The sequence below is a fragment of the Leifsonia sp. EB34 genome (assembly GCF_041260585.1).
GTDB lineage: Bacteria > Actinomycetota > Actinomycetes > Actinomycetales > Microbacteriaceae > Leifsonia.
Genome location: NZ_JBGCCV010000002.1, coordinates 1277308 through 1303749, shown reverse-complemented (window position 1 = coordinate 1303749; position 26442 = coordinate 1277308). Strand labels below are relative to the sequence as shown.

The window sequence follows — 26442 nt, the reverse complement described above, 5'->3', positions numbered from 1 at the left end:
CCGGGGGCCATTCGTGGCCTTAGTGGGTCGCGACCGCGCTTCCGGTGAGCTCGTGGCGCGAGTACGTGTCCACGAAGCACTCGTAGACGCGGTCTCCTGACGCCCATTGCGCCTCGGAGTTCGGGTAGCGCAGCTGCACCTGCACGTCCTCGTTCCAGACCGCGACCCAGTTCCAGTCCAGCAGGCCGGGCGCGGTGCACAGGTCGCCGACCTGGGCGTTCAGCGCCTGCGCGCCGGGGAACGGCGTGCCGGGGGACTGGGGGAGGGTGCCTTTCGAGAGCACCTGGGCGATGTGCGGTGACGCGCAGTCGACGACGGGGTAGGCGTTCTCCCGCGGCGAAGGGAAGACCTGGAGGCACGCGCCGGTGGGGATGCCGGCGACCGGCTGCTCGGGGACCGTGGCGACGGGTGGCGTGGGCGTCGCGCGCGGAGGTAGTCCGAGCGGTGTGGGACCCGGGTCCGGCGTGTGCGGGGGAGCGGCCGCGCTGGAGGCGGTCAGGTCGACGCGCGCGTGGCTCGCGGGAACGCCGAGGGCGACGGCTGCGACGGTGAGGAGGGCGAGCGCTGCGGCGCCGGTCGCGCCGACGAGGATGAGCCAGCCGCGGCGCGACAGACCGTCCGGGCTGCGGGGCGGTCGGCGGTCTCTCACCGCCTCATCCTACGGTCGGCTGTTGAGATCGCGGGTCGTGCCGCAGAACGCGCACACGAGCGTGAACCGCGGGCTCCGGTCGACGGTGACGATGGCGGGGTGGGCGGTGCGGCCGTGACAGCGCGGGCAGAAGCTCGTGGTGTCCGAGGCGCGGGTGTCGAGGGTGGTCATACCAAGGAGACCGCTGCGGCGCGCGGTCGTGACGCGGGTGACTAGCCTGGTGGGATGGAGCGAGCCGAGCTGAACCTGCGTCTGACGGTGGGCGGGGCCACCCGCAGCGGCCTCCGGGAGGCGCTGGAGTCACGTGGCGTCCAGCTCAACACGTACGCCGAGACCCTGCTCGACCACCCGGTCTTCGACCTGCGGGATCCGGTGGAGCTGTCCGTCGTCGAGCGCGACCTGGACGAGTTGGGCCTCGGCGACGGCGGGACCCTCCCGGAGGTCTTCGCCGCGGCGCGGGAGCTCGGACTCTCGCTGTGCCCGCCGGACACCGGCCCGTACCTCCGGCTCGCGATGCGGTCGCAGGCGAACGCGCCCGACTCGGTGCTGTCGGCGGGACGGTCGCCGGCGGGCGCGATCAAGGTGGCGAGCGCGCCGCTGAGGGACGACGTCGAGTTCCCGAAGGGCTTCTACCTGCGCGTGGTCGACGGGGTGCAGTGGCTGCGCGGCTACCGCTGCGACGACGAGTACCGGTACACGTCCGAGGACCGCTTCGCGTTCGCGCTCCCGTCGCGCTGAGGGGCGTTCCGGCTCAGGACCGGTACTCGGGGTTCGGGAAGTCGAACCGGGTCCCGGCGTCCCACTCCCGGCGCTGGTTGCCGTAGTCGGGGAAGCCGCCGGCGTCCTTCAGCAGCCGGGCCAGGTGCAGCAGGTTCCAAGTCAGGAAGGTCGTGTTCCGGTTGGTGAAGTCGTTGTCGAACCCGACGCGGCGGCCGTCGCCGGCGTCGTCCCCGTAGCTGGGTCCGGGTCCGGCCTCCCCGATCCAGCCGGCGTCCGCCTGCGGCGGGATGGAGTAGCCGATGTGCTGCAGGCTGTAGAGGACGTTGGAGGCGCAGTGCTTGATGCCGTCCTCGTTGCCGGTGATGAGGCAGCCGCCGGTGCGGCCGTAGTAGAGCCACTGGCCTTTCTCGTTGAGCTCGCCGGAGTGCGCGTAGAGCCGCTCGATGATCTTCTTGGTCTCGCTGCTGTTGTCGCCGAGCCAGATGGGACCGGCGATCACGAGGATGTCGGCGGCGAGCACCCGCGGGAACAGCTCCGGCCAGGCGTCCACCTCCCAGCCGTACTCGCGCATGTCGGGGTAGACGCCCGTGGCGATCGGGTGGTCGACGGCGCGGAACTGGTCGACCTGCACTCCCTGGGCCGACATGATCGACGCGCTCACGTCGATCAGCGACTGGGTGTGGCTGCGGCCGGGGGAGCGGGTGAGGGTGGTGTTGATGAAGAGCGCGCGCAGATCGCTGAAGTCGGTTCCCGAGGGGCTCATGGGGGTCACGCTACATCCGCGTCGCCGTGCCGCGCGACGAACAGCGGTGAGAACAGCACGATGAGCGCCGCGACGGCGAAGATCGCGGCGCCGATCCCGAGGGTGACGCGGTAGCCGAGGAACGTCGCGAGCAGCCCCGCCAGGAGGGCGCCGACGAAGAAGACGACGCGATTGACGGTGCGGATGGTCGAGTTCATCCGCCCCTGGATGGCGTCGGGCGCGACGGACTGCCGGTAGCCGGTGTCGTTCGGGTCCTCCACGCCCATCGCCAGGCAGTAGAGGAACTGGGCGGCCGCCACGAGCGTCACGAGCGCGGCCCCGCCGCCCGTGCCCGTCGGCACGACCGCGAGGGCGAGCCACGGCACGACCACGAGCGCGCGGGCGAGGAAGATCGCGCGTCCGGCCCCGAGCCGTTCACCGAGCCGCGGGGCGACGAGCGCGCCCAGGAAGCCACCGAGGCCGCCGAACGCGAGGGCGACGCCGAACTCCCAGGGCTGGAGCCGGAGCTGACGGAGGACGAAGACCGCGAACACCGTCGTCACGATGCTGTTTCCGAGGAACCAGGTGTGGATGGAGAGCGCCAGCGGGCGCAGCGTGCGGTGCCGGTAGGTGTAGCGCATCCCGTCGGCGATGTCGTGACCGATGTGACGGCCGGGAGCGCGCGGGCCGAACCGCGGCTCGTCGACGCGGATCCGCGACTGGAGCACGGCGGAGACCGCGGTGAGGATCGCGTCGAACGCGAACAGCAGCGGCGCCCCGAGCAGGGTCAGCAGCGCGCCGCCGAGCGCCGGCCCGGCCGTCCCGGCCACCGTCTCGCTCTGCCCGAGGCGCGCGTTCGCCAGGATGAGGGATTCTCGGGGAACGAGCCGGGGGAGCAGCGGCTGAGCGGCCGAGTCCGCGAACAGGACCAGGACGCCGAGCGCGAGCGTGATGATCGCGACCGACCAGAAGCTGAGCGTGCCGGTGAGGATCAGCACGGGGATGGCCGCCAAGGCGATCGCGCGCCCGATGCTCGTGAGGACGAGCGTTCGCTGACGTCGCCGACGATCCATGAGCGCTCCGACGAGCAGCCCGAGGAAGAGGTACGGGACGACGCTCAGCGCGCTCAGGACGCTGATCTGCGCGGCGGACGCGTGCAGGACGGAGACGATCAGGACGCTGAAGGCGACACCGGAGATCGCGCTGCCGAAGGCGCGGACCGTGCTGGCGCTCCAGAACAGTGCGAACGCGCGGTGGCGGAGGATCTCGGGGGCGCGAGCGGCGACAGCGGGCACAGGGTCGGCGTCGTCGTCCACACGGCCAGCCTATTCCGGCGCCCGTCGTAGCCGGGCAGTACGCTCACCTCATCGGCGGGACGGACCCGCCGCGAGCCTGGAGCAGAGCGATGTCACAGCCGTCTACACCTACCGGAGCATCCACCGCCACCGCCCCTGCACCCGAGCACCGGCGCCCCTTCATCCGGCCCAGCCGCCTGCTCGCCAACGCCCCGCACGAGCGGCTCCATCCCGCGGTGCTCGCCGAGGCCGAGCGCCGCGCCTCCAGCGTCCAGCTCCGCATCGCCGACGCGATCACGGCATTCGCCGGGTCGATGATGTTCGTCTACCTGCACATCGCGCTCTTCGCCGTGTGGATGCTCGTCTTCGAGAAGAGCCCGTGGCCGACCCTGACCCTCATCGTCTCGCTCGAGGCGATCTTCCTGTCGACGTTCGTCATGATCGGCCAGAACCGCCAGGCCGCCTTCCAGCAAGCGAAGGCGGACCACGACTACATCGCCCAGCAGAAGCTGCTCGAGGAGAACACCGAACTCACGCGCACGATCCACAGACTCACGGAGGAAATCCACGCGCGGATGCCCGAGAGCGGGACGGCGGCGGCCGGCGCGGCGGGCGCGCCCCGGTAGCGCGGGTCGTCGGTTTCGCGACGCGGTCGATCGGGCGGTCCCGACGAGAAGCTCGTATGGCAGAGCCGCCGCGGCAGGCGTACCGTCGATGCTGACGCTTCCGGAAATCCGGAAGTCGCGGCGTCCCGACGCGTAGGGGAGAGTCACATGGGACTCGATCTCGACCCGGACGACGACTGAGCACGCCCATGGAAACGACCCGATCCGGCCTCGGCCAGGGCACGTGGTACCTGGGCGAGCATCCGTCACGCCACGATAGCGAACGGGATGCGCTGCGAACCGGCATCGACGTCGGCCTCACCACCATCGACACCGCCGAGATGTACGGCGATGGCGCATCCGAGCTCCTGGTCGGCGAAGCCATCGCGGGCCGCCGCGACGACGTCTACCTGATCAGCAAGGTGCTGCCGACCAACGCCGACCGCCGACGGATGGGGGAGTCGTGCCGGGCGAGTCTCCGCCGGCTGGGCACCGACCACCTCGACCTCTACCTGCTGCACTGGCGGGGGCGCCATCCCCTGCGCGAGACGGTCGAGGGATTCGAGGATCTGCTCCGAGAGGGACTCATCCGCTCGTGGGGCGTCAGCAACTTCGACACCGAGGACATGGACGAGCTCGTCGCCGTGCCGGGCGGCGACCAGGTCGCCACCGACCAGGTGCTCTACAACCTCGAAACCCGCGGGCCCGAGATCGACTTGCTCCCGTGGTGCCGGGAGGCAGGCATCCCGCTGATGTCGTACTCACCGATCGGCCACGGCAGCCTGCTACGCACCCCGTTCCTCGCCTCGCTGGCGGAGGCCAAGGACCTCACCTCTGCCCAGATCGCCATCGCCTGGGTGCTGCGCCATCCCGACGTCTTCGCCGTGGCCAAGGCGTCGACGCGTGAACACGTCCTCGAGAACCGAGCCGCCATGGACGTGACGTTCACGCCCCTCGAGCTGGCCGGTCTCGACCGCCTGTTTCCCCGCCCGCCTCGAAAGGTGCCGCTGGAAGTACTCTGATCGACGGCCGGTGCGGGATGGGATGTCGCGGTCGCGAACGCGCGTCTCCTTCCGGTTATCTATCGCTGATAATGCACATTATGTCAGCTTTTGTCGAGCGACTTGTCAGAATCTGCACGGTGGCCGTCCCTCGACCCCGTAGAAAGCCCGGAAATCCAGGACTCATCGAACTACAGGGACCTATGGCCCCTGACTAGTCGGGTATGACGACGTTCGTTCCGGCCGCGATGCACGCGTCGCGGATGGCGTAAGCGGTGTGAATCTGCGTGTCTTTCTCCGTGGGGGGTAATCCGTTGTTCGCGATTTCTTTGGCGGAGAGATCGTGGAAGGTCTGCAGCTGGGACGCCATCGTTGTCCACTGGGGGTCCTGCTCAGCGGCGTCGCGACCGAGATCGCTTGCCCATTGTTCTTGCGTCGTCCGCTGTGAGAAGTCGGGGTTGGCAAGTGCAGCATTGGTGATGACGCAGGCCTGCGTCATCTTGGTTTTCGCGTCAGCGATGGCGGTGTTCGTGGATGAGTCCGACGAAGGGTCTTGCGGCGCGGGTGCCGCCGAGGACACCTCGGGTGTGTGAATGGACTCGCTCTTGCTATTCGGTGACGTGGTCGACGAAGGAGATGACACGTTATGGGAGGCCGCCGAGGAGACACATGCGGTCACTGTCAGCACCGATAGCAGCGCGACGCCGACTGGGATGCCTCGACGGTGTTTCATCTCACGATTTCTGCCGGATTGCGCTGCGCTCATGCTGTGCATTATAGCCTGTAACTTATTGACATGAGTCCAAGATGTGTCGATGTCACAATCTGGCATTCCAACACCTTGTGGCTATTGTTCTTGGCCGAGGGGTGACATTCGTGGCAAAAGATGGCAAATGTTTGTCCAGCACGCCTGCCGCATGATTTGGTGTTTCTCAGAATCAGCTCGAAGGAGAACCGTGACTCGCAGAATCATCCGCGGTGCGGCCGTTGCGACGGGCGCAGCGTTCGCTGCAGCCCTCCTCGCCGCCACGCCCGCCGTCGCCGACCAGAACACGAATCCGGACTTCGGGCCGAATGTCTTCATCGCCGACCCGTCGATGAGCGACGCGACGATCGCAGCCGCGCTCAACTCGATCAACCAGGAAGCGCAGTTCAGCGACAACCGCCATGCGGTGCTTTTCACGCCGGGAACCTACGGGCAGTCGTCCGTCGCCACCGGCGGCCTGAACGCCCAGGTCGGCTACTACACCTCGATCGCCGGCCTCGGGGCTTCACCCGATGACGTGAACATCGTCGGCGGGCTGCAAGCGGAAGGTCAGCTCTCCGGTCCGACCAGCGACAACGCCACCACGAACTTCTGGCGCTCGCTCGAAAACCTCTCGATCAAGCCGCTCGCGCCCGGGAAGAACAACGACACCAGCCGAGCACTGCACTGGGCCGTCTCGCAGGCCGCTCCCCTGCGCCGGGTGGATGTCCAGGGCAACCTCCAGCTCTTCCCGACCTACGGCGGATACTCCAGCGGCGGTTTCCTCGCGAACACCCGGGTGACCGGCGTGAACGGTGTCAACGCCAAGACCAGCTCCGGGTCGCAGCAGCAGTGGTACTCCAGGGACAGCGACCTGGGAACGTGGTCCGGCTCCGTCTGGAACATGGTCTTCTCTGGCGTGACCGGCGCCCCGGCCGACTCCCCCGCGACCGGCACACCGCCCAAGACGAACTTCACGACGCTGCCTCAGACGCCCGTGACCCGGGAGAAGCCGTACCTCTACATCGATGCGACGGGTTCCTATCGCGTCTTCGTTCCGGGAGTGGCCCACAACACCTCCGGCGTCGACTGGACCCAAGGCAACGGGGTCTCGCTTCCGCTCTCCGACTTCTACATCGCCAAGCCGAGCGACACCGCCGACAGCATCGACGCCCAGCTCGCAGCCGGCAAGCACCTCGTTCTCACGCCGGGCATCTACGACCTCGACCACAGCCTCCACGTCACCAGGCCGGACACGGTCGTCTACGGGATGGGATTCGCGACGCTCCGCCCGCAGAACGGCGCCTCGGCCATCCAGGTCTCCGACGTCGACGGAGTGAGCATCAGCGGCATCCTCGTGGACGCCGGCACCACGCCGTCCGCGAACCTCATCCAGGTCGGCGACGCCGGCGCGACTGCGGCCCAGCGGGCCGGCCACTCCGCTGATCCGACGTGGCTGAGCGACGTGTTCTTCCGTGTCGGCGGCGCCGTCCCCGGCAGCGCGACCACGAGTCTCGAAGTCGACAGCAACGATGTGCTCCTCGACGACATCTGGGCGTGGCGCGCCGACCACGGAAACGGCGTGGGCTGGACCCAGAACACCGCCGACTACGGTGTCGTCGTCAACGGCGATGACGTCGTCGCCCTCGGGCTCGCCGTCGAGCATTACCAGAAGGAGCAGGTGCTCTGGAACGGTGAGGGCGGCACCACGATCTTCTACCAGAGCGAAGAACCCTACGATGTGCCGGACCAGGCCTCGTGGATGGACGGCGCGAGCAACGGATACGCGTCCTACCGCGTAGCAGACGACGTCGTCACCCACCACGCCTACGGCCTCGGGGTCTAAGCGTACTTCAACGTCGGACAGTCCATCGTCCTCGACAGTGCGATCCGGGCTCCACGCTCCGCGAATGTCCAATTCCACCACTCGGTGACCGTGCGCCTCGGCGGCGCCGGCCAGATCACGAACATCGTCAACGACCAAGGCGCGACCGCCTCGTCGGCGACCGCGGTCTACCTGCCCGACTACCCGCCGGCGGACACCACACCACCCACGCTGACGCTGACCTCGGTACCCGCTGCGCCGAGCTTGTCCGGCTGGTACACGACACCCGTGATCGTCTCCATCGCGGCCAGCGACGACTACACGCCCGGACCGACCGTGGTCGCCTCGCTCGACGGAGCCGCCCCGAACCCCGTCACCGGACCGATCACGATCCCCGACGGACAACACACCCTCACCGTCACCGCGACGGACGCCTCGGGAAACGTGACGACGGCAACCTGGACCGGCCGCGTGGACACGACGCCACCGACCACCACGTCCGACGCGACCGACACGCCGACCACCTCATCCGATACGCCTTCCGGCAGTGCCGCCCCATCGGGATCGGTGAGCATCGCGGTCGCTGGCGAGCTGGCCGACACCGGCTCCTCCTCCCCCGCTGCACTCAGCGCCGCCGGCGCTCTGGCCGTTCTGATCGGCAGCGCCCTGACCTGGACGATGCGCGGGCGACGCAGGGCGACGCAGACGGGGTGACCGGGCAGCGTCGTCGCTGAGTCCGGGAGCACCGCCCCTGCCGACAAGGTGGGCGGTACTCCCGGGCCGCACAGCGGACCGCTCCCGTCAGTGGACCACGTCGTACACGACCTTCTGCACCCCGTTCCCGTACGTCTCCGTCTCCACCACGGTCAGCTTCTCGATGCCGTGCTCTGAGGTGCTGAACAGGCGCTCCCCGTCGCCCAGCAGCACAGGGAAGACGAGCACGTGGTAACGGTCGACCAGCCCGGCGTCGGCGAGCGCGTGGCCGAGCGCCGTGCTGCCATGGACGATGATCGGGCCGCCCTCGGTCGCCTTCAGGGTGACCACGTCGTCCAGCGAGCGCAGGATGGTGGCGGGCCAGCGTTCGTCGTCGTGCTCGAGGGTCGTGGAGACGACGTAGCGCGGCATCGCGTTGTAGCCGGCGAACTCCTCCATCGTCGGCCAGACCGGGGCGAAGAGCTCATAGCTCTTCCGGCCGAGCAGGACCGCGGTCGCCTCCCCCTGCTCGCGGCCCTTCAGCTCGTAGGCGGCCGGGTCGAACTCGACACTGTTGAAGGTCCAGCCGGCGTTGCGGTAGCTCGCGTCGCCTCCCGGAGCCTCGGCGACGCCGTCGGCGGAGACGAAGGCGGAGATGATGAGGTCGCGCATGGGAATCCTCTCGGTGCGGATTGCGGCGGGGTGCTGCGCTGATGTATTCAACCTAGCAGTTCTGAACTAACAAGTTCAATACTGATATTGGGCGCCCGTCAGGCCTCCGCGAGCTCGCCGAGGACGTCGAGGAAGGTCATCCAGCCGGCGATAGTGCCCTGGCGCTGCTCGTCCGAGAAGCCGGGGGTCTGCTGGGTCAGGCGCAGCCGCGTGCCCACCGGGGACGGGGTCAGGTCCACCGTCAGGACGGCGCGCTCGGCGACGTCTGGACGGTCGGTGAGGGTCATCACCAGACGCGTCGGAGGGTCGACCTCCAGGAACTCGCCCGCCCACTGGATGGTGGTGCCGTCCGGCAGCACCATCATCGCCGACCAGGACCGGCCCTCCACCGCGCGGTAGTCGAGCCCGTCGAGCGGCACCTGGACGTCGAGACCGCCGAACCAGCGGGCGAACGACTCCGGCGTCGTCCACGCGGCGAACACGGCGGCCGGCGGCGCCGCGAACTCTCGATCGATCACGATCCCGTCCGCGGTGAACCCGGTCACTCGGCGTCCTTCCGGTCCACGTCGTTCTGCTCGGCGCCCTTCGCGGCGAGGAGGTCGTCGAGCGCGTCGAATCCGGCCTCCCAGAACCGGTGATAGTCCTCGATCCACGCGGAAGCCGCCACCAGCGGACGCGCATCGAGCATGGCCGGGCGATACTGCGCCTCGCGGCCGCGCGCGACCAGGCCGGCGCCCTCCAGGACCCGCAGGTGCTTGGACACCGCCGCGAAGCTCATGTCGAACGGCGCTGCGAGATCGCCGACGGTCGCCGAGCCCTGCGCGAGCCGCGCGAGGATCGCCCGCCGCGTCGGATCCGCCAGGGCCGCGAAGGTCCGGCTCAACGGATCGTCCACCACCGTCTTGACCACGGCCAACCTCCCGCAGGCACCGTATTGAACCGATCGGTTCCGTAGCAGGGTAGCACCGGTGGGCCTAAGCGCTCAGGATCCGCGCCTTCTGCGCCTCGAACTCCGCGTCCGTCAGCACGCCGGCCGCGCGCAACTCACCGAGCTGTGCGAGCTGGTCGAGCACCGAGGGGGCCGAACCGAGCGGTGTCGGAGCGGCGGTCGGCGTCTCGCTGACCGGCGTCACGGCGCCCGCGCCCGCGCCCGCCGTGGCGTCTTGCGCCGCCCAGCGCTGCTGCTGGCGTCTGTGGGTGCTGCCGATGACGCGCGTGGCGACGGAGGCGCGCGCGGCGGTGCGGAGGAGGCTCATCGGTCGGTTCCTTTCACGTCCAGGGAGTTGGCGAGGTCGATGATGTCGACTCCCCCGGCGAACAGTTCGGCGCCGCCCGCCGCGATCCAGGCGTCGGCCGCCGGAGCCAATGAGCGGTCCTCGTAGACGAGTGCGATGGCGAACGCGCCGGGATCCAAGGCCTCGGCGACCCGCTGGACGTCCTCCGTGTCGAGGATGCCCGAGTAGGCGCCCTCGAAGCCGGCGAGGCTGTCGAGACCGGGAAGCTGGTCGAGCGGGCTCCGCAGCGGCGTTCCCGTGTCGTCCACGTGGATCAGCTCGAGGTCGAGGATCTCGATAATCCCCACGTCGACCCGCTGCAGCACCGCGGCGAGGCCCGCGTTGACGCAGGCGTCGTCGGGGAAGGCGAACACGAGATAGTCCACGGGTCCGGCGAAAGCGTCGTTGGCCATGTCGGTCCTTTCTCTGGAGAGGGCACGGCAGGGGGCCACGCTAGCGGCGGTTGGGACGAGTACCGCGACCGGAGGGCCGGGCGAAGCGCTGTCGCCGCGGAAGTTTCACCGGGCCGGCCATCCGCTGCCCGGCGGAGGGGGCGGCGCGCTCACCCTCTCCGACCGACGCCCGGGCGGGACGTGATCTGCCGCATCCAGTCCGCGACCTGGCGCTCGTCGAGGTCCGCGAGCGTCGCGAGCTCCACCCCGCGGGTGGCCTTGCCCATCGCCACGGGCGTCACCGGCGGCACGGGGTCGAGCGTCACGCCGTTGACGAACATCAGCTTCACGTGGTCGTCGAAGGCGCCGCAGCAGAAGCACCAGCCGTCGCCGACGCCGTAATACGACATCCCCCACTTGATCGAGCGGGTCAGGCCAGGCAATGTCCGGGCGGCCAGGGCGTCGACGGCCTCCGCGATCGTGCGCTGGGCCTCGGGGAGGCTCGCGATGTAGGCGAAGACCGGCTTGTCGCCGACGGCGGCCTTCGCGGGGCTGGCGCGGCCGGTCATGAGCGTTCGTGCACCGTGTAGGTGAGGTGCGTCGCGCGCGGGGACGCCTCGGAGCCGGTCTGCTCCAGCTTGATGCGGGAGTCGTCGACGGACTCGAACAGCCGGATGCCCTTCCCGAACAGCACGGGTGAGAGCGCGATCGAGAACTCGTCGACCAGGCCCGCGTTCAGGTACTCCACGATCGTCGCCCCACCACCGGCGATCCGGACGTCGCGCTCCCCCGCGGCCTCGCGTGCCCGGTCGAGCGCGACCCGGAGGTCGTCGACGAAGTGGAAGGTGGTCCCGCCGAGGCGCGGCCACGGGTCGCGGCGCTCATGGGTCACCACGAACACGTCGGTGTGGAACGGCGCATCCTCCGGCCAGGAGTGCTCGCCGGCCTCGAACATCCGCTTGCCCATCACGCTGGCGCCGGTGCGCTCGAAGGTGCGGCGGGCGATGTCGTTGTCCAGGCCCTCCTCGCCGCCGGCGCCGAGGCCCAGGTTCTGGCGGAAGAACCGGGTCGGGAACACCCAGTGCTGCAGCTCCATCCACTGCTTGCCCATCAACTCCTCCGGGGAGTCCGGCGCCATGAACCCGTCCAGCGACATCGAGACGCTGAAGAACACCTTCCCTGCCATCAGTTCTCCTTCTCCTTCATCGTGGCTCCTTCATCGTGGTCTCGACGTAGCCGGCCAGCTTGGCCAGAGTCTGCTTACCGCCCTCGGTGGCGTGGGAGCGTTCGACCGCTTGGTCTCGCAGCGCCGCGGTCGGGAACACCGTCCGCAGCTCGATGCGCGTCGCCGCGCCCTCCGGCGTGAAGGTCAGCACCGACGTGAACGTGTCGGGGTCGTCGCGGCGCTCGCCGTGGAGCAGTTCGATGCGCTCGGGAGGCACGATGGCGGTCCAGGTGATCCACTCGGAATGCACCGTGCCGTCCGGCCCGCGCATGCTGAAGGCCCACTCGCCCCCGACGCGGAAGTCGAAGGACCGGGTGGTCGTGCTGAACCCCTCCGGGCCCCACCACCGCGACAGGTGCCGCACCTCCGTGAACGCCTCGAACACCAGCTCGGGCGGCGCGTCGATCACGCGCGAGACGACGATCTCGCGATCGGCGGTCGACGACCCCACTGCTTCCGGTTCCCGCACTGGCTACTCCCCTGCTCCCTCTGGCCGCACTGCTCGCTCGGCTTTCAGCTCCTGCACGTACGCGTCCAGCCGGGCGAAGCTCTCGTTCCAGAACTGCTCGAAGCCGCCCGTCCACTCGTGGACCGTCCGCAGGCCGCTCGCGTCGAGGCCGTAGACCCGCTGCTTGCCCGCCCGGCGGTCCTGCACGAGCCCGACCTCCTTGAGCACCCGCAGGTGCTTGGAGGCGCCGGGCTGGGGCATCCCGAGCGCGGCGGCCACCTCGTTCACCGGCCGGTCGCCGGAGCGCAGCAGCATCAGGATGTCGCGGCGGCGCGGCTCCGCGATCGCGTTGAAGACGTCCGAGGTCGTCGCAGCCCGTGCCATGCGCCCGATCATATACCCATATGGGTGCGTATGCACAGGGTGAAGACCGTCGTTAAACCTGCCTTCCGCTGAACGGAAGATGGAACCGATCGCCGCGGAACGACGTGGCCGGAGGCCACGGCGCACCAAGCCGTATCCGGTACTTTCGGCTGACATTTCACGGCCGCGGAGGGTATCGATGAAGTTCTTCACACGCAGACGTTCGAAGGTGGTGGCGGCGCTGGTCAGCGCGCTTCTGGCGGTGGCCGGGGTGATCGTGTTCTCGCAGGGCGCGGCGGCCGCGCCCACCGACCAGCAGTGCTCCTACGCGGACGCCGGCACCGGGACCTACGCGCGCACCCTCTGCTGGCTCGACCAGAGCGGCTACGACCCGGCGGCCGCCACCAGCCCAGGGGGCCAGCAGCTGAAGGTCACGCTGCCCGGCGGCTACACGCTCGAATACACGGTCACCGCGCTCGGCCGCGCGGTGGTCCCCGCCGCGTTCCCCACGTACTCGGGCGCCTACCTCGGCCGCAACAACGGCGGGTACCGGGGTGTGGCGGGACTGCCCGCGCTGTACCAGGCGGGCACCACGGGCGGGAACTCGACCGTCACGATGAGCGGCATCACGGTCAGGGACGCCGACGGCAACCCCGTCAACGCGTTCTCGATCGTCATGGCGGACGCCGAGTCCACCGACCAGGGCGAAGCACTGCAGTTCCAGGCGAATCAGCCGCTGCGACAGATCGCGCCGCTGGGCAACGCGTGCGAAGCCGGGTTCACCGGGATCGGCACGAACTCGGTGACGTGCTCCAGCAACCAGAGCGTCACCAGGACCGGCACGGCGATGCTCGCGGCCGACGCTCCGGCCGCCGCCTCTATCACGATGAACACGAGCCGGCGTCAGGGCGTCGCGTTCGGCATCCTGCTGTCGAAGGTCGTCCTGTCCAAGAACGTGGCCAGCCGGGTCAGCCCCACCGACGCGTTCGGGCTCAGCGTCACCGCCCCCGGCGGCATCCAGCTCGCCGGCGCGAACACCGGGACCGCGACCACCGCCACCACCGGCGAAGTCGAGACCATCGGCGCCGCCACCACCTCCCCGTTCACGCTCGCGGAGACCGCGACCGGCCCCTCGCCCATCGGGTCGTACGCCCAGTCCTGGTCGTGCACCAGGAACGGCTCCGCCGATCCCGCGCTGCCGTCGGGGGCGGCGGGGCCGTCCGCCGATGTCGCGCTCGCGATCGGCGACCTGGTGGACTGCACCATCACCAACACCGCCCTCAACGGGAACCTCCTGCTGCAGAAGGAGGCCGGCCCCGTGAACGACGTCAACGGGAACGGCGTCCGCGACGCGGGCGACACCATCCCCTACTCCTTCACGGTCACGAACACGGGGCAGCTCTCGGTCGAGAACCTCGTCGTGAACGACCCCGCCGTCGGCGCGGTGACCTGCCCGGCGACCACGCTCGCTCCCGGAGCCTCTACGCGCTGCACGGCGAACGCGCTCTACACGATCACGGCCGCGGACGTGGCATCCGGCGCCTTCACGAACACCGCGACGGCGCAGGGCAACCCGCTCGGCAGCCCCACCATCATCCGTTCCAACACCTCCGCGACCACGACCACGCTCGAGGCGGCGGACGCCGCGCTGGCGCTCAGCAAGACCGTCACGCCGACGACGGCGGCGACGGCCGGGACCGCGGTGACCTACGACTACAGCGTGACCAACACGGGCAACGTGGATGTCCACGCGCTCGCGATCGTGGAGAGCGCATTCTCCGGCAGCGGGACCGGTCCGGCGCCGGTCTGCCCGGTGACGTCGCTCGCCCCGGGCACCTCCACGGTCTGCACCGCGAGCTACACGCTGACCCAGGCGGATGTGGACAGCGGGTCGGTGACGAACACCGCGCACGCGACGGCGACCGACCCCGAGAGCGGCACCGTCGACTCCCCCAGCTCATCGGCCACGGTTACCTCGGCCGCCGCGCCCGCGATCACGCTGGAGAAGTCGGCCTCGCCCGACGACGCCGCGTCGTTCGTCGTGGGCCAGGAGCTGACCTACTCGTTCGTCGCCACCAACGCGGGCAACGTCACGCTGACGAACGTCGGCATCGACGAGCAGGGCTTCACCGGCACGGGAGGCGCGGTGAACCCGGTCTGCCCGCCCGGCGCGCCGATCGCGCCCGGCGGCCAGGTGACCTGCACGGCGACGTACACGCTGACGCAGGCCGACATCGACCAGGGCGACGTGACGAACACGGCGACCGCGCACGGCACCCCGCCGACCGGTCCGGCCGTGAGTTCGGCGCCCGACACGATCAGCGCCCCGGGCAACCCGGCGCCGGCCATCACCGTCGAGAAGAGCGCGACGCCCGCGACGGTCGCGGCGCAGGGCGACGTGGTGAGCTACCAGTTCGCCGTCACCAACAGCGGCAACGTGACCCTGAAGGACGTCACCGTCGACGAGACGGCGTTCTCGGGCACCGGCGGGACACCCGCCGTCAGCTGTCCCGCGGAGGCGGCCACGATGCTCCCCGGCGCCCGGATGGTCTGCACCGCCAGCTACACGCTGACCCAGACGGACGCCGACCAGCCCCAGCTCGTGAACACCGCCACCGCGACCGGCACCCCGCCGGCCTCCGCGGGCGCCCCGGTGACGAGCGCGCCGTCCACGGCGACCGTCGCGGTCGCCGAGAACCCGGCGCTCACCCTGGTGAAGACCGCGACCCCCCTGCACGCGACGGCCGCGGGCGACACGATCTCCTACTCGTTCGCGGTGACCAACACCGGCGACACGACGGTGAACGGCATCGGGATCGCGGAGGGCTCGTTCTCCGGCTCCGGCCCGGCGCCTGCGCCGAGCTGCCCGGGCAGCGCGGCCTCCCTCGCGCCCGGCGCGACCGTGACCTGCACGGCGACGTACACCGTCACGCTGGCGGACGCGAACGCCGGCGGCATCGACAACACCGCCACGGCGACGGGCACGACGGGAAGCGGCGCCGGTGTCACCTCCAACGACTCTCAGACGGTGGTGCCGATCGCGCCGGACCCCGCCGTGACGCTGCAGAAGACCGCGTCCATCCGGACCGTGACGGCCGCAGGCCAGACGGTCACCTACGAGTTCGTCGTCACCAACACCGGGAACGTGACGCTGCAGAGCCCCCAGGTCGTGGAGGCCCGGTTCAGCGGGTTCGCCGTGCTCGACCCGGTGTGCCCGGCCGGGGTCACGGCCCTGGCGCCCGGCGAGTCGGTGACCTGCACGGCCGACTACGTCACGACGCAGGCCGACATCGACAAGGGCGGGATCACCAACAGCGCCGTGGCGACGCTCCAGACACCGGGCGGCGCCACCGTCACCGCTCCGCCGTCGGAGGTCGACATCACCGCCGACCCGGCGCCGGCGCTGACGATGGAGAAGACGGTCGATCCGACCGCGATCACCGCGGCCGGGCAGCCGATCACCTACTCCTACCTGGTGACGAACACCGGTAACGTGACGCTGACCGGCGTCTCCGTGGCCGAAGGCGACTTCACCGGCAGCGGCGGCACGCCGGCGCCGAGCTGCCCGGCCGGCGCGGCGTCGCTCGCCCCGGGCGCGACCGTCACCTGCACGGCGTCGTACACGCCGACCCAGGCCGACGTCGACGCGGGAACGGTGACCAACACGGCGACCGCGAGCGGCACGCCGATCGGCGGCGGCGCAGCGGTGGACTCCTCGCCGTCGTCCACGACCTTCAGCGCTACCGCGTCGCCGGATCTGACCATCACCAAGACCGCCGACCCGGCCACCATCACGCGGGCGGGTCAGACGGTGACCTACAGCTTCGTGGTGACGAACACCGGCAACGTGACCATGTCCGACGTGGAGGTGATCGAAGGGACGTTCACCGGCACCGGAGTCGCGCCGGCCGTGCAGTGCCCGGCGGCGCCGATCGTCCTGGCCCCCGGCGACACCGTGACCTGCACGGCGACCTACGTCGCTACCCAGGCGGACGTGGATGCGGGGACCGTCGACAACACGGCGACCGTGCAGGGTGCGATCCCGTCCGCACCGGGGGTGCCGATGACGTTCGGGCCGGCCGGGAGCTCGTTCGACGCGCCGGCCGCGCCGGCGCTGACGATCGTCAAGTCGGCGACCCCGAGCGACGCCGCGTCGTTCGTGCCGGGGGCGGTGATCACGTACAGCTTCGTGGTGACCAACACCGGCAACGTGACCCTCGACGACGTCCAGGTGGCCGACTCCGACTTCACGGGCAGCGGCCCCGCGCCGGTGCCGGACTGCCCGGGCGCCCCGGCCTCCCTGGTCCCGGACGCGCAGCTCGTCTGCACGGCGACCTACACGGTCACCCAGGCGGACGCCGACGCCGGCAGCATCACGAACACGGCGACGGCCAGCGGAGTGCCGCCCGCCGGCGGCGACCCGGCGGAGAGCGCGCCGTCCACGGTCTCGCTGCCGCACGACAGCGCGCCCGCGCTCGGCCTGGTGAAGAGCGCCACGGTGAACGCGTCCACGATCGACTATCGCTTCACGGTGACGAACACCGGGAACGTGACGGTCACCGGCGTCACCATCGCCGAGGGCGACTTCACGGGCACGGGCGGCTTCCCGGGCATCGGCTGCCCGGACGGGGCGGCCGCGCTCGCGCCGGGGGCATCGATCGTCTGCACGGCGACCTACACGCTCACCGAGGCTGACCACCGGGCGGGGACCGTGACCAACACGGCCGTCGCGGACGGCGAATCCGGCTCCGGGCGGGTTTCCTCCCCGCCGTCGACGGCCCGCGCCGCGCTCGGCGGCCTCGCCTCGACGGGACTGGACGTGGGCACGCTCGTCTGGTTCGGCGCGATCCTCCTCGCCCTCGGCGGAGGCGCGATCGGGTTCCTCATCGTGCGGCGGCGCCGGGCCTGACCGAGAGGTGACGAAGGCGGGGACGACTATGGTCGTCCCCGCCTTCGTGCTGGTCAGGCGTCGGCGCGTGCCATGAACGGTTCGTGGTGGTAGCCGTCGTCCGTGAGGATCGCGACTGTGGACTCCTCCACCTCCAGGAACGCGCCGGGGAGGTCGTTGAGCGGCTCGGACACCACGACCTTCGCCTTGTCCCCGAAGATCTCGAGACGGGCGGCGTCGGGATACATCTCGCGCAACTCAGGGATGGCCACCGAGTGGAACAGGCTCCGGCTGCGACCCGAAGTGGAGTGGCGGAACGCCCACAGCGTGGCGCCGTCGGAGATCGCGATCGTCCCCTGCATCGGGAAGCGGACGCCCTTCGCCTCCCCCACCTCCTCGATTCGCTGGACGGTCTTCGTCATCGCTCTGATCGGGTCGTCCTGCAAGCCGAGGGTCAAGGCCAGGTAGAACATGACCTCGGAGTCCGTGGTGCCGTGGATGAGCGGGTACAGCGACGGGTCGACCGAGAACGTCAGGTCCCGCTTCATCTCTGTGAACCCGCCGAGGAACCCGTTGTGCATGAACAGCCAGTTCTCGTACCGGAAAGGGTGGCAGTTCGTCTGCTGGATGGGCGGCCCGGCCGCCGCCCGCACGTGCCCGAAGAACAGCGGGCTGGCGATCGAATTGGTGAGCTCGCGCAGGTTCTCGTCGTTCCACGCCGGCTCAGTGGAGTGGAACAGGGCGGGCTTGCTCCCCGCCACGGAGCCCTCGGGATACCAGCCGAAACCGAACCCGTCGCCGTTCACGGTCTCGGCGCCCAGCGGCGAGTTGAGCGACTGCGCGACCAGCGAGTGCTGCGCGTCGAGGATGAGTTCGGCGGGTTTGAGCGCCTCCCCCGAGTAGGCGAGCCAACGGCACATGACGTCTTCCCTCCCGGGCCGACCGACTCGACCCGGGAGCACCATAACGCCGGACTCTCCGCCCCGGGAATGGGCGACGGGCGACTCTCAGGACTCCGAAGGCGGTGGCGCGAGCACGTCTCCGGTCCCGTGGCGCACCGGGACGACCAGCACCGGCCGGGACCCCTCGTGCGCGAGGTGCGCGGCGACGGCGCCGCCGAGCCATTCCTCCAGCGCGCGCTCGACGCCGCGCCCGCGCGTGCCGACCACGACGAGGCGGGCGTCCAACTCACCGGCGAGCCGGCCGAGCGCCTTGGCGGGGTCACCCGCGAGGATGCGCAGCCTCCAGTTCGGTTGCGGCGCGCCCGGCCGGTCGTCGAGCGCGGCCCCGATCGCGGCCGCCAACTCGAGCGCGACGCGTTCGTCGTCGGCTGCAACGTCGCCGGGGTGCAGTGACGCCGCGTCGCGCAGCTCCGCGCGGTCCCACTCGGTGAGGTAGCTGTCCTCGGTCACATAGGCGCAGACCAGGTCGCGGCCCAGCGCGACCGCGAGGCGCGCGGCCTCCCTCGTCACGGCGGCGGCCTGCCGCGGGTGCACGCCGACGATCACCGGGCCGCTCCCCGGCCGCTCGGTCATCGGACTCCCTCCGGCCGGATCAGGCCGTCGGCGCTGCGCCCGCGATGTTGACCAGCCACTGCACGCCGAACCGGTCGACCAGCATCCCGAAGCTGTCGCCCCACGGCGCCTTCGCGAGCGGCTCCAGTACCGTGCCGCCGTCGACCAGCTTGTCGTAGTAGCCGGAGAGCTGGGCCTCGTCGTCGCCGCTCAGCGAGATCGAGATCTGCGAGCCCTCCTTGAGCTCCATGTGGGAGGGCACGTCGGCGGCCATGAGGGTGAAGCCCGCGTCGCTGGTGAGCTGCGCGTGCATGATCAGGTCCGCGTCGGCCGGGTCTTGGTTCATGCCGTACTCGGCGAACGTGCTCTGCTGGACGCTGCCGCCGAAGACGGACTGGTAGAACTCCATCGCCTCGCGGGCCTGGGTGCGGAAGTTGAGGTACGGGTTCAGGATCGACGGCATCGAGGTCTCCTTCGTGCGCGCGTGGTGCGCGGCTCACCGCCCAGGGTAGCCAGTGGGCCGCGCGGGTGGGAAGGTCGGCCGGGACGGTCGGGCCGAGACGGTCGAGCAGGGGCGGTCGAGCCGGGACGGTCGAGCAGGGGCGGTCGAGCCGGGACGGTCGAGCAGGACGGTTGAGCAGGACGGTCAGTTCAGGTACGCGGCGACGAACAGTTCGCCGCGGATCTCTCCCAGTGCCGCCAGGATGCGGTCGACCACCGCGTCCGTCACCCCGGACGCGACGACGTCGTGGGGGCCGATCGGCGTGAGCGGCGCGCAGCGCACCCGCACGACCTCCCAGCCGGCCGCGCGCAGGAGGCGGTCCTTGCGGCGGTCGGACGCCTCGCGGGGGCCGACGTGCTCCAGCCCGTGCCGGCCGATGGTGTCGTATTCGACGGCGACGCGCAGCTCCGGGAGGATGATGTCCGGCCAGACCTCGAGCTGGTTGTAGAACGGCCGCGCCACTCGCACGGCGTTCAGGCTCAGATCGAGCGCGAGCCTCGCGGCCAGGCGGCGCTTCAGCTCCGGCTCGGCCGCCGACGCCGGGCGCGGCGCCAGCTCGCTGAGGAAGGCCTCCCCGACCGGTACGCGGTCCGCCCCGCGCCGGGCGTTCCTGCACACCGGGCAGCGGCGACCGCCGAGGATGCGCTCGACGGTGGCGGAGTAGGCGGGGTGCCCGTTCGCGCACTGCCATGAGTAGCGCGTTGCTGTGCCGTTCTCGTGCGACAGGGCGACGCGCGAGCCGGGGGCCGCCAGCGCGATCAGCTCCTCCCGCGTCATCGTGGTGCGGTCCAGTCGCCGGCAGAGGTAGCAGCGGTCGTCGTCCGGGTCGTTCTCGATGCGGCGCAGGTCGCGCGCGTGACCGCAGACGTGCAGCCCGGCGTCGGGCTCCGGCATGCGGACGCGGCGCGGGACGGCCTCCTCGCTGCACCACGGGCACCACGCGGAGCGCCGGCGGGTGCCGCCCGGGCGCGCGCGCTGCTCCTCCGGCGTCGCGATGAACCGGTGACCGGCGTCGCACTCCCACTGCACGTAGACGTCGGCGGCGGGCGGGATCTGGCTGAGCACGATCCCGGCGTTCAGCTCGGGATGGAACTGGCGCACCACGGTCGGGTAGCGCTGCCAGTCGGCGCGGTAGGTGCCGACGGCGTACGGGACGGGGGCGCCCTTGGACCACTGCCGGCGCGCCCACCACTGCGCGACGTTCTCGGTCACGTCACCCTCCACTTCACCCCGCAACGGTACGGCACACCGCAACGGTACGGCGGGCCTCCGACAACGGGTCCGGCGTCACAGCAGGTACGGCACCAGAGCACGGCGGTCTGGCGGGTAGTCGGGGAAGGTCTCCCGGTACCAGCGGTGGTTGGCCATCGCCCGCGGCGCGAGGTTCGCGACGGTGTAAAGAGCGAACGCGAGCCCGGCCACGGACCAGGTGGCGACGGCCCAGCCGGTCCACTCCACCATCTCGCCGAGGTAGTTGGGGCTGGAGACGAACCGGAACCCGCCGCCATACGGGATGCGGTAGCCGCCGCCCGCACGGCGCAGCCGCCGCAGGATGCGGTCGGACCCGACGTTGAGCGCGTAACCGGCGGCGAACAGGGCCACGCCGATCCAGAACCGCGCATCGCCCAGCCACGACACCGGGTAATCGCCGTACTCGGAGACCCAGCGCGCGTTCACCCACGCGTTGAGCAGGTTGAACAGGATGGCCAGCAGCATCACGAGCACCGGCATCCGGGAGCCGGAGCGCATGAGCAGCGGGTAGACGAAGGCGCGCTGGACGTAGTGCGCCTGCCAGAGCAGCAGGAAGAGCAGCGGCACCAGGTCCGTGCGGTGCGCGCCGAGCAGGTAGAAGGCGAGGAAGACGAGGCTCGCGGGCGCCTCCATCACGATCCAGCCGACGCGGGCCGGGACGGTCGGGCCCCAGCCGGGGCGACCGTGGCGACCGCCGTAGGGTGCGACGACGAACAGCAGCGCGACGAAGGTCACGGCCGCGAGCACGAGCTCCGCGACGACGAACCAGCGATACGGGCCGGGCGGCATGGGTGGGAGTCTATTGGAGTGGGCCCTGCCTCGCGGTGCTGCATCGAACCGACGACGAACGCGCTAAGGGTGGGCCCTGCCGGGATCGAACCGACGACATCCACGGTGTAAACGTGGCGCTCTACCAGCTGAGCTAAAGGCCCTGGATGTTCTCCAGCCTAGCGGGCGGGAGGCTCAGACGTGGGCCGGCAGCAGCTCCAGCGCCGCCCGGTACGCCTCGATGGAGCGGGCCTCCCCCGGCGCCGTGATGAACGACGCGCGGATGATGCCGGTCTCGTCGATCAGGAACGTCGCGCGGTTGGCGAACCCCTTCTCCGGCAGGAACACCCCGTACTCCTTGGCGATCTCGCCGTGCGGCCAGAAGTCGGCCAGCAGGCTGAAGTCGTAGCCCTCCTGCTCGGCCCACGCGCGCAGCGTGTACTTGGAGTCCACGGAGATCGCCAGCAGCTCCACCCGGTGGTCCTGGAACATCGCCAGGTTGTCGCGCAGCGCGCAGAGCTCGCCTGTGCAGGTGCCGGAGAAGGCCAGCGGGAAGAAGACGAGCGCCACCGCCTTGGAGCCGCGGAAGTCGCTGAGCCGCACAGCGCGGCCGTGCTGGTCGAGCAGTTCGAAGTCGGGTGCCTGGGTGAGGTTCTCCAGAGCCATGTGACAGTGTCCTTTCACGCGCTCCGGGGATGATCCACCCGGCCGGCGCACGAGGACACAGCATAGCCCCGGCAGCGGGATGCGCCAACCGATGGACGGTCACCGGTGCCCGTGAGTTGCGGCTAGGCTGAACGATGGTGCCCGCAGATTTGTCGTGACCCGACAAGCGGATGCGCGCCTTCCACGATCCATCCGACACAAGAAAGAGGTCGAGGGTGACTGTAAACGACCAGGACCCGTACTCGGTGAATAACATCGATTCGGACCCCGAGGAGACCGCCGAATGGCGCGAGTCCCTCGACGCACTGGTTGCGGCACACGGCCATGAGCGCGCTCGCGAGATCATGCTGAGCCTGCTGAAGCGCTCGAAGGAACTGCACCTCGGCGTGCCGATGGTGCCGACCACCGACTACATCAACACCATCTCCCCCGAGAACGAGCCGGACTTCCCCGGCGACGAGGAGATCGAGCGCCGCTACCGCGCCTGGATCCGCTGGAACGCGGCCATCCTCGTGCACCGCGCGCAGCGCCCCGGCATCGCCGTCGGCGGCCACATCTCGACGTACGCGTCGAGCGCCGCCCTGTACGAGGTCGGCTTCAACCACTTCTTCCGCGGTCAGGACCACCCGGGTGGCGGCGACCAGATCTTCGTGCAGGGCCACGCCTCCCCCGGCACCTACGCCCGCGCCTTCCTCGAGGGCCGGCTCAGCGCCGACCAGCTCGACGGCTTCCGCCAGGAGAAGTCGCACGCCGGCGGCGGCCTGTCGTCGTACCCGCACCCGCGGCTCATGCCCGAGTTCTGGCAGTTCCCGACGGTGTCGATGGGCCTCGGCCCGATCAACGCCATCTACCAGGCGCAGCTCAACAAGTACCTCACCAACCGCGGCATCAAGGACGCCTCCGACCAGCACGTCTGGGCGTTCCTCGGCGACGGCGAGATGGACGAGGTGGAGTCGCGCGGCCAGCTCCAGGTGGCGGCGAACGAGAAGCTCGACAACCTGACCTTCGTCATCAACGCGAACCTCCAGCGCCTCGACGGCCCGGTGCGCGGCAACGGCAAGATCATCCAGGAGCTGGAGAGCTACTTCCGCGGCGCCGGCTGGAACGTCATCAAGGTGATCTGGGGCCGGGAGTGGGACGACCTGCTCGCCCGCGACACCGACGGCGCCCTGGTCAACCTGATGAACCAGACGCCGGACGGCGACTACCAGACCTACAAGACCGAGAACGGCGCCTACGTGCGCGAGAACTTCTTCGGCCGCGACCCGCGCACGCTGGAGCTCGTCAAGGACTACACCGACGACGAGGTCTGGGGCCTCAAGCGCGGCGGCCACGACTACCGCAAGGTCTACGCGGCCTTCAAGGCGGCCGTCGAGCACAAGGGCCAGCCCACCGTCATCATCGCCAAGACCATCAAGGGCTACGGCCTCGGTCCGTCCTTCGAGGGCCGCAACGCGACCCACCAGATGAAGAAGATGACGCTGGACAACCTCAAGACGTTCCGCGACGCCATGCGCATCCCGGTCACCGACGCGCAGCTCGAGGAGAACCCGTACCTGCCGCCGTACTACAACCCGGGGCCGGACGACGAGGCCATCCAGTACCTGCACGAGCGCCGCCGCGCGCTCGGCGGCTACGTCCCCGAGCGCCGGGTCAAGTACACGCCGCTGAACCTCCCGGACGACTCGGCCTACGCCATCTCCAAGAAGGGCTCCGGCACGCAGGAGATCGCCACCACGATGGCGTTCGTCCGCCTGCTGAAGGACCTCCTGCGGGCGAAGGACTTCGGTCACCGGATCGTCCCGATCATCCCGGACGAGGCACGCACCTTCGGCATGGACGCGTTCTTCCCGAACGCGAAGATCTACAACCCGAACGGCCAGCACTACACCTCGGTCGACCGCGAGCTGCTCCTGGCCTACAAGGAGAGCCCGCAGGGCCAGATCATCCACGTCGGCATCAACGAGGCGGGCGCCCTCGCGGCGTTCACCAACGTGGGCACGTCGTACTCGACGCAGGGCGAGCCGCTCATCCCGGTCTACGTCTTCTACTCGATGTTCGGCTTCCAGCGCACCGGCGACGCCATGTGGGCCGCGGGCGACCAGATGGCGCGCGGCTTCATGATCGGCGCCACCGCCGGCCGCACCACGCTGACCGGCGAGGGCCTGCAGCACGCCGACGGCCACTCGCTGCTGCTCGCGTCGACCAACCCGGCCGTCATCGCCTACGACCCGGCCTACGGCTACGAGATCGGGCACATCGTCCGCTCGGGCCTGGAGCGGATGTACGGCGAGTCGCACCCGAACCCCAACGTCATGTACTACCTGACGGTCTACAACGAGCCAATCGTCCAGCCAGCCGAGCCGGAGAACGTGGACGTCGACGGAATCATCCGTGGCATCCACAAGCTTCGCGACGGCGAGACCGGCGGCCCGAAGGCCCAGCTCCTCGCGTCCGGCGTCTCGGTGCCGTGGGCGCTGGAGGCCCAGCACCTGCTCGCGCAGGACTGGGGCGTGTCGGCCGACGTGTGGAGCGTCACCTCGTGGGGTGAGCTGCGCCGCGACGGCCTGGCGGCGGAGGAGCACAACTTCCTCTACCCGCAGCAGGAGAAGCAGGTGCCGTACGTCACCCGCAAGCTGCAGGGCGCCGAGGGTCCGTTCGTCGCCGCGACCGACTACATGCACGCCGTTCCGGACCAGATCCGTCAGTTCGTGCCGGGTGAGTACGCCACGCTCGGCGCCGACGACTTCGGCTTCTCCGACACCCGCGCCGCCGCGCGCCGGTTCTTCAAGATCGACGGCCCGTCGATCGTGGTCCGCACCCTGGAACTGCTCGCTGAGCAGGGCAAGGTGGACCCGAACGCACCGGCCTGGGCGATCGAGAAGTACCTGCTGCACGACGTGAACGCCGGCACCACCGGCACCGCGGGCGGCGAGTCCTAAACCGGGCCCGTGCCGACGACACCGGAGCGGACGAAGTCCGAGACGCTTGCGTGGTTGCGCAAGATCTCGGGCGAACTCGCCACGACCACGCTGAAGCGGCTGGAGGACACGCTCCCCTGGTACCGGGACATGCCCCCCGGCCGCCGCAGCGCGGTCGGCCTGGTCGCCCAGGCGGGCATCTCCTCGTTCATCTCGTGGTTCGACGACCCGCGGTCGACGCCGTGGATCGCGGCCGACGTCTTCGGGGCGGCTCCCCGTGAGCTGCTCCGGAGCGTCAGCCTGCAGCAGACCCTGCAGCTCATCAAGATCACCGTGGAGGTGGTCGAGGAGCGCGTGAAGAGCGGCGGCAACGAGGCGCTCAAGGAGGCCATCCTCCTGTACTCGCGCGAGATCGCCTTCGCCGCGGCCGACGTGTACGCGCGCGCCGCCGAGGCGCGCGGCCTCTGGGACGCGCGGCTGGAGGCCCTGGTGGTCGACAGCATCCTCACCGGCGAGTACGACGACGAGCTGCCCAGCCGGATCGCGGCGCTCGGCTGGCACGGCCACGGCGAGGTGAGCGTCCTGGTGGGCACCGCCCCCAAGATGCTCGACGTCGACCAGCTCCGCCGCACCGCCCGGCACATGTCGGCGGACGTGCTGATCGGCGTGCAGGGCAGCCGGCTGGTGCTCGTCATCGGCCGCGCCGTACCGGCGGACGGCAATGGCGAGGAGTCGATCGGCGCAGCCCCGGCGGTCAGCTTCCTGGAGATCGCCCAGCAGCTCGAACCGGGCTTCGGGCCCGGTCACCTCGTGCTCGGTCACGAGGTGGCGAGCCTGGTGGACGCCTCCAAGAGTGCGAAGGCGGCGCTGGCCGGTTTCGCGGTCGCCAAGGCGTGGCGCAACTGCCCGCGCCCGGTGCACGCCGACGACCTGCTCCCCGAGCGCGCCCTCGCCGGCGACGGGCTCGCGCGGGCGACGCTGATCAGCCGCATCTACCGGCCGCTGCAGGCGTACTCCACCGAGCTCCTGACGACGCTGTGGTGCTACCTGGACAACGGTCGCTCGCTGGAGGCCACCGCGCGCGAGCTGTTCGTGCACCCCAACACGGTGCGCTACCGGCTCAAGCGCGTCTCGGAGGTCATCGGCTGGGACGCCACCGGGGCCAGGGAGGCGCTCATCCTGCAGGCGGCGCTGATCGTGGGCTCGATCAACGAGCCGGACGCGCCGCGGCGGCACTGAGCACATGTCCTTGTAGACATCCACAAAGCTTCGACGCATAGTTC

General features: G+C 70.2%; 28 protein-coding genes and 1 tRNA gene. 8 read left to right on the top strand and 21 right to left on the bottom strand.

Annotation, left to right across the window (positions count from 1 at the left end; translation table 11 throughout):
* Positions 1-19 precede the first annotated feature (19 nt).
* Together ABIA36_RS15665 and ABIA36_RS15660 are read right to left on the bottom strand one after the other, a co-directional pair.
* Positions 20-649, bottom strand: coding sequence for a septum formation family protein (locus tag ABIA36_RS15665; protein WP_369963462.1), 630 nt, complete (start codon positions 647-649; stop codon positions 20-22).
* 9 nt (positions 650-658) lie between these two features.
* The gene (locus tag ABIA36_RS15660; protein ID WP_369963461.1) at positions 659-820 is read right to left on the bottom strand and encodes a hypothetical protein; all 162 of its coding nucleotides are present in this window, start codon (positions 818-820) and stop codon (positions 659-661) included.
* A gap of 54 nt (positions 821-874) precedes the next feature.
* Between ABIA36_RS15660 and ABIA36_RS15655 the strand changes: the two genes are divergently transcribed.
* A complete protein-coding gene (locus tag ABIA36_RS15655; protein ID WP_369963460.1) occupies positions 875-1387 on the top strand; it encodes a hypothetical protein in 513 nt (170 codons plus the stop codon).
* A gap of 13 nt (positions 1388-1400) precedes the next feature.
* Here ABIA36_RS15655 and ABIA36_RS15650 read toward each other — a convergent pair whose 3' ends face one another.
* Both ABIA36_RS15650 and ABIA36_RS15645 read right to left on the bottom strand, forming a co-directional pair.
* Positions 1401-2132 carry a flavodoxin family protein gene (locus tag ABIA36_RS15650; protein WP_369963459.1) on the bottom strand — a complete coding sequence of 244 codons (732 nt, stop codon included), beginning with the start codon at positions 2130-2132 and terminating at the stop codon, positions 1401-1403.
* Between the two features lie 5 nt (positions 2133-2137).
* Entirely contained in the window at positions 2138-3427 is a 1290-nt protein-coding gene (locus ABIA36_RS15645) for an MFS transporter (RefSeq protein WP_369963458.1), read from the bottom strand.
* A gap of 89 nt (positions 3428-3516) precedes the next feature.
* Here ABIA36_RS15645 and ABIA36_RS15640 point away from each other — a divergent pair, with 89 nt between their 5' ends.
* Positions 3517-4032 (top strand): DUF1003 domain-containing protein, encoded by a 516-nt coding sequence (locus ABIA36_RS15640; RefSeq protein WP_369963457.1) that lies wholly within the window; start codon positions 3517-3519, stop codon positions 4030-4032.
* Between the two features lie 188 nt (positions 4033-4220).
* Positions 4221-5033, top strand: coding sequence for an aldo/keto reductase (locus ABIA36_RS15635; RefSeq protein WP_369963456.1), 813 nt, complete (start codon positions 4221-4223; stop codon positions 5031-5033).
* A gap of 193 nt (positions 5034-5226) precedes the next feature.
* Here the strand turns inward: ABIA36_RS15635 and ABIA36_RS15630 are convergent, their stop codons facing one another.
* Positions 5227-5778: a hypothetical protein gene (locus tag ABIA36_RS15630; RefSeq protein WP_369963455.1), complete on the bottom strand. Its 552-nt coding sequence runs from the start codon at positions 5776-5778 to the stop codon at positions 5227-5229.
* Positions 5779-5968: 190 nt separating this feature from the next.
* On the opposite strand from ABIA36_RS15630, the gene ABIA36_RS15625 reads away from it, so the two are divergent.
* Complete coding sequence (locus tag ABIA36_RS15625) at positions 5969-7603, top strand: hypothetical protein (protein WP_369963454.1); 1635 nt, start codon at positions 5969-5971, stop codon at positions 7601-7603.
* Between the two features lie 84 nt (positions 7604-7687).
* On the top strand, positions 7688-8296 hold the full coding sequence (locus tag ABIA36_RS15620; protein WP_369963453.1) for an LPXTG cell wall anchor domain-containing protein: 609 nt from the start codon (positions 7688-7690) through the stop codon (positions 8294-8296).
* 87 nt (positions 8297-8383) lie between these two features.
* Here the strand turns inward: ABIA36_RS15620 and ABIA36_RS15615 are convergent, their stop codons facing one another.
* The 9 genes from ABIA36_RS15615 to ABIA36_RS15575 all read right to left on the bottom strand — a co-directional run bounded on the left by ABIA36_RS15615 (position 8384) and on the right by ABIA36_RS15575 (position 12670).
* Positions 8384-8947, bottom strand: a complete 564-nt coding sequence (locus tag ABIA36_RS15615; RefSeq protein WP_369963452.1) for a dihydrofolate reductase family protein — start codon at positions 8945-8947, stop codon at positions 8384-8386.
* A gap of 98 nt (positions 8948-9045) precedes the next feature.
* Positions 9046-9492, bottom strand: a complete 447-nt coding sequence (locus ABIA36_RS15610) for an SRPBCC domain-containing protein (protein WP_369963451.1) — start codon at positions 9490-9492, stop codon at positions 9046-9048.
* Complete coding sequence (locus ABIA36_RS15605; RefSeq protein WP_369963450.1) at positions 9489-9857, bottom strand: ArsR/SmtB family transcription factor; 369 nt, start codon at positions 9855-9857, stop codon at positions 9489-9491. The genes ABIA36_RS15610 and ABIA36_RS15605 overlap by 4 nt, the downstream gene beginning before the upstream one ends.
* 64 nt (positions 9858-9921) lie before the next feature.
* Complete coding sequence (locus tag ABIA36_RS15600; RefSeq protein ID WP_369963449.1) at positions 9922-10203, bottom strand: SHOCT domain-containing protein; 282 nt, start codon at positions 10201-10203, stop codon at positions 9922-9924.
* Positions 10200-10634, bottom strand: a complete 435-nt coding sequence (locus tag ABIA36_RS15595) for a DUF6325 family protein (protein ID WP_369963448.1) — start codon at positions 10632-10634, stop codon at positions 10200-10202. Before ABIA36_RS15595 ends, ABIA36_RS15600 begins: the two co-directional genes overlap by 4 nt.
* Positions 10635-10783: 149 nt before the next feature.
* A complete protein-coding gene (locus ABIA36_RS15590; RefSeq protein WP_369963447.1) occupies positions 10784-11182 on the bottom strand; it encodes a DUF1801 domain-containing protein in 399 nt (132 codons plus the stop codon).
* On the bottom strand, positions 11179-11799 hold the full coding sequence (locus ABIA36_RS15585; RefSeq protein WP_369963446.1) for a dihydrofolate reductase family protein: 621 nt from the start codon (positions 11797-11799) through the stop codon (positions 11179-11181). The genes ABIA36_RS15590 and ABIA36_RS15585 overlap by 4 nt, the downstream gene beginning before the upstream one ends.
* Before the next feature lie 16 nt (positions 11800-11815).
* Positions 11816-12307 (bottom strand): SRPBCC family protein, encoded by a 492-nt coding sequence (locus ABIA36_RS15580; RefSeq protein WP_369963445.1) that lies wholly within the window; start codon positions 12305-12307, stop codon positions 11816-11818.
* A gap of 3 nt (positions 12308-12310) precedes the next feature.
* The gene (locus ABIA36_RS15575) at positions 12311-12670 is read right to left on the bottom strand and encodes an ArsR/SmtB family transcription factor (protein WP_369963444.1); all 360 of its coding nucleotides are present in this window, start codon (positions 12668-12670) and stop codon (positions 12311-12313) included.
* Positions 12671-12848: 178 nt separating this feature from the next.
* Between ABIA36_RS15575 and ABIA36_RS15570 the strand changes: the two genes are divergently transcribed.
* Positions 12849-17558, top strand: coding sequence for a beta strand repeat-containing protein (locus ABIA36_RS15570; RefSeq protein WP_369963443.1), 4710 nt, complete (start codon positions 12849-12851; stop codon positions 17556-17558).
* A 53-nt stretch (positions 17559-17611) separates the two neighbouring features.
* Here ABIA36_RS15570 and ABIA36_RS15565 read toward each other — a convergent pair whose 3' ends face one another.
* The 7 genes from ABIA36_RS15565 to ABIA36_RS15535 all read right to left on the bottom strand — a co-directional run bounded on the left by ABIA36_RS15565 (position 17612) and on the right by ABIA36_RS15535 (position 22238).
* A complete protein-coding gene (locus tag ABIA36_RS15565; RefSeq protein ID WP_369963442.1) occupies positions 17612-18457 on the bottom strand; it encodes a class II glutamine amidotransferase in 846 nt (281 codons plus the stop codon).
* Between the two features lie 87 nt (positions 18458-18544).
* Positions 18545-19072 (bottom strand): universal stress protein, encoded by a 528-nt coding sequence (locus tag ABIA36_RS15560; protein WP_369963441.1) that lies wholly within the window; start codon positions 19070-19072, stop codon positions 18545-18547.
* A gap of 19 nt (positions 19073-19091) precedes the next feature.
* Positions 19092-19514 (bottom strand): VOC family protein, encoded by a 423-nt coding sequence (locus ABIA36_RS15555; protein ID WP_369963440.1) that lies wholly within the window; start codon positions 19512-19514, stop codon positions 19092-19094.
* A gap of 183 nt (positions 19515-19697) precedes the next feature.
* A complete protein-coding gene (locus tag ABIA36_RS15550; protein WP_369963439.1) occupies positions 19698-20765 on the bottom strand; it encodes a hypothetical protein in 1068 nt (355 codons plus the stop codon).
* A 75-nt stretch (positions 20766-20840) separates the two neighbouring features.
* Positions 20841-21593 (bottom strand): methyltransferase, encoded by a 753-nt coding sequence (locus ABIA36_RS15545; protein ID WP_369963438.1) that lies wholly within the window; start codon positions 21591-21593, stop codon positions 20841-20843.
* Positions 21594-21663: 70 nt separating this feature from the next.
* Positions 21664-21736: transfer RNA gene (locus ABIA36_RS15540), tRNA-Val, on the bottom strand.
* Positions 21737-21767: 31 nt separating this feature from the next.
* Positions 21768-22238: a peroxiredoxin gene (locus ABIA36_RS15535; protein ID WP_369963437.1), complete on the bottom strand. Its 471-nt coding sequence runs from the start codon at positions 22236-22238 to the stop codon at positions 21768-21770.
* A gap of 215 nt (positions 22239-22453) precedes the next feature.
* On the opposite strand from ABIA36_RS15535, the gene aceE reads away from it, so the two are divergent.
* Both aceE and ABIA36_RS15525 read left to right on the top strand, forming a co-directional pair.
* Positions 22454-25180 carry a pyruvate dehydrogenase (acetyl-transferring), homodimeric type gene (aceE, locus tag ABIA36_RS15530; RefSeq protein WP_369963436.1) on the top strand — a complete coding sequence of 909 codons (2727 nt, stop codon included), beginning with the start codon at positions 22454-22456 and terminating at the stop codon, positions 25178-25180.
* A 9-nt stretch (positions 25181-25189) separates the two neighbouring features.
* Positions 25190-26398, top strand: a complete 1209-nt coding sequence (locus tag ABIA36_RS15525; protein ID WP_369963435.1) for a PucR family transcriptional regulator — start codon at positions 25190-25192, stop codon at positions 26396-26398.
* Positions 26399-26442 lie beyond the last annotated feature (44 nt).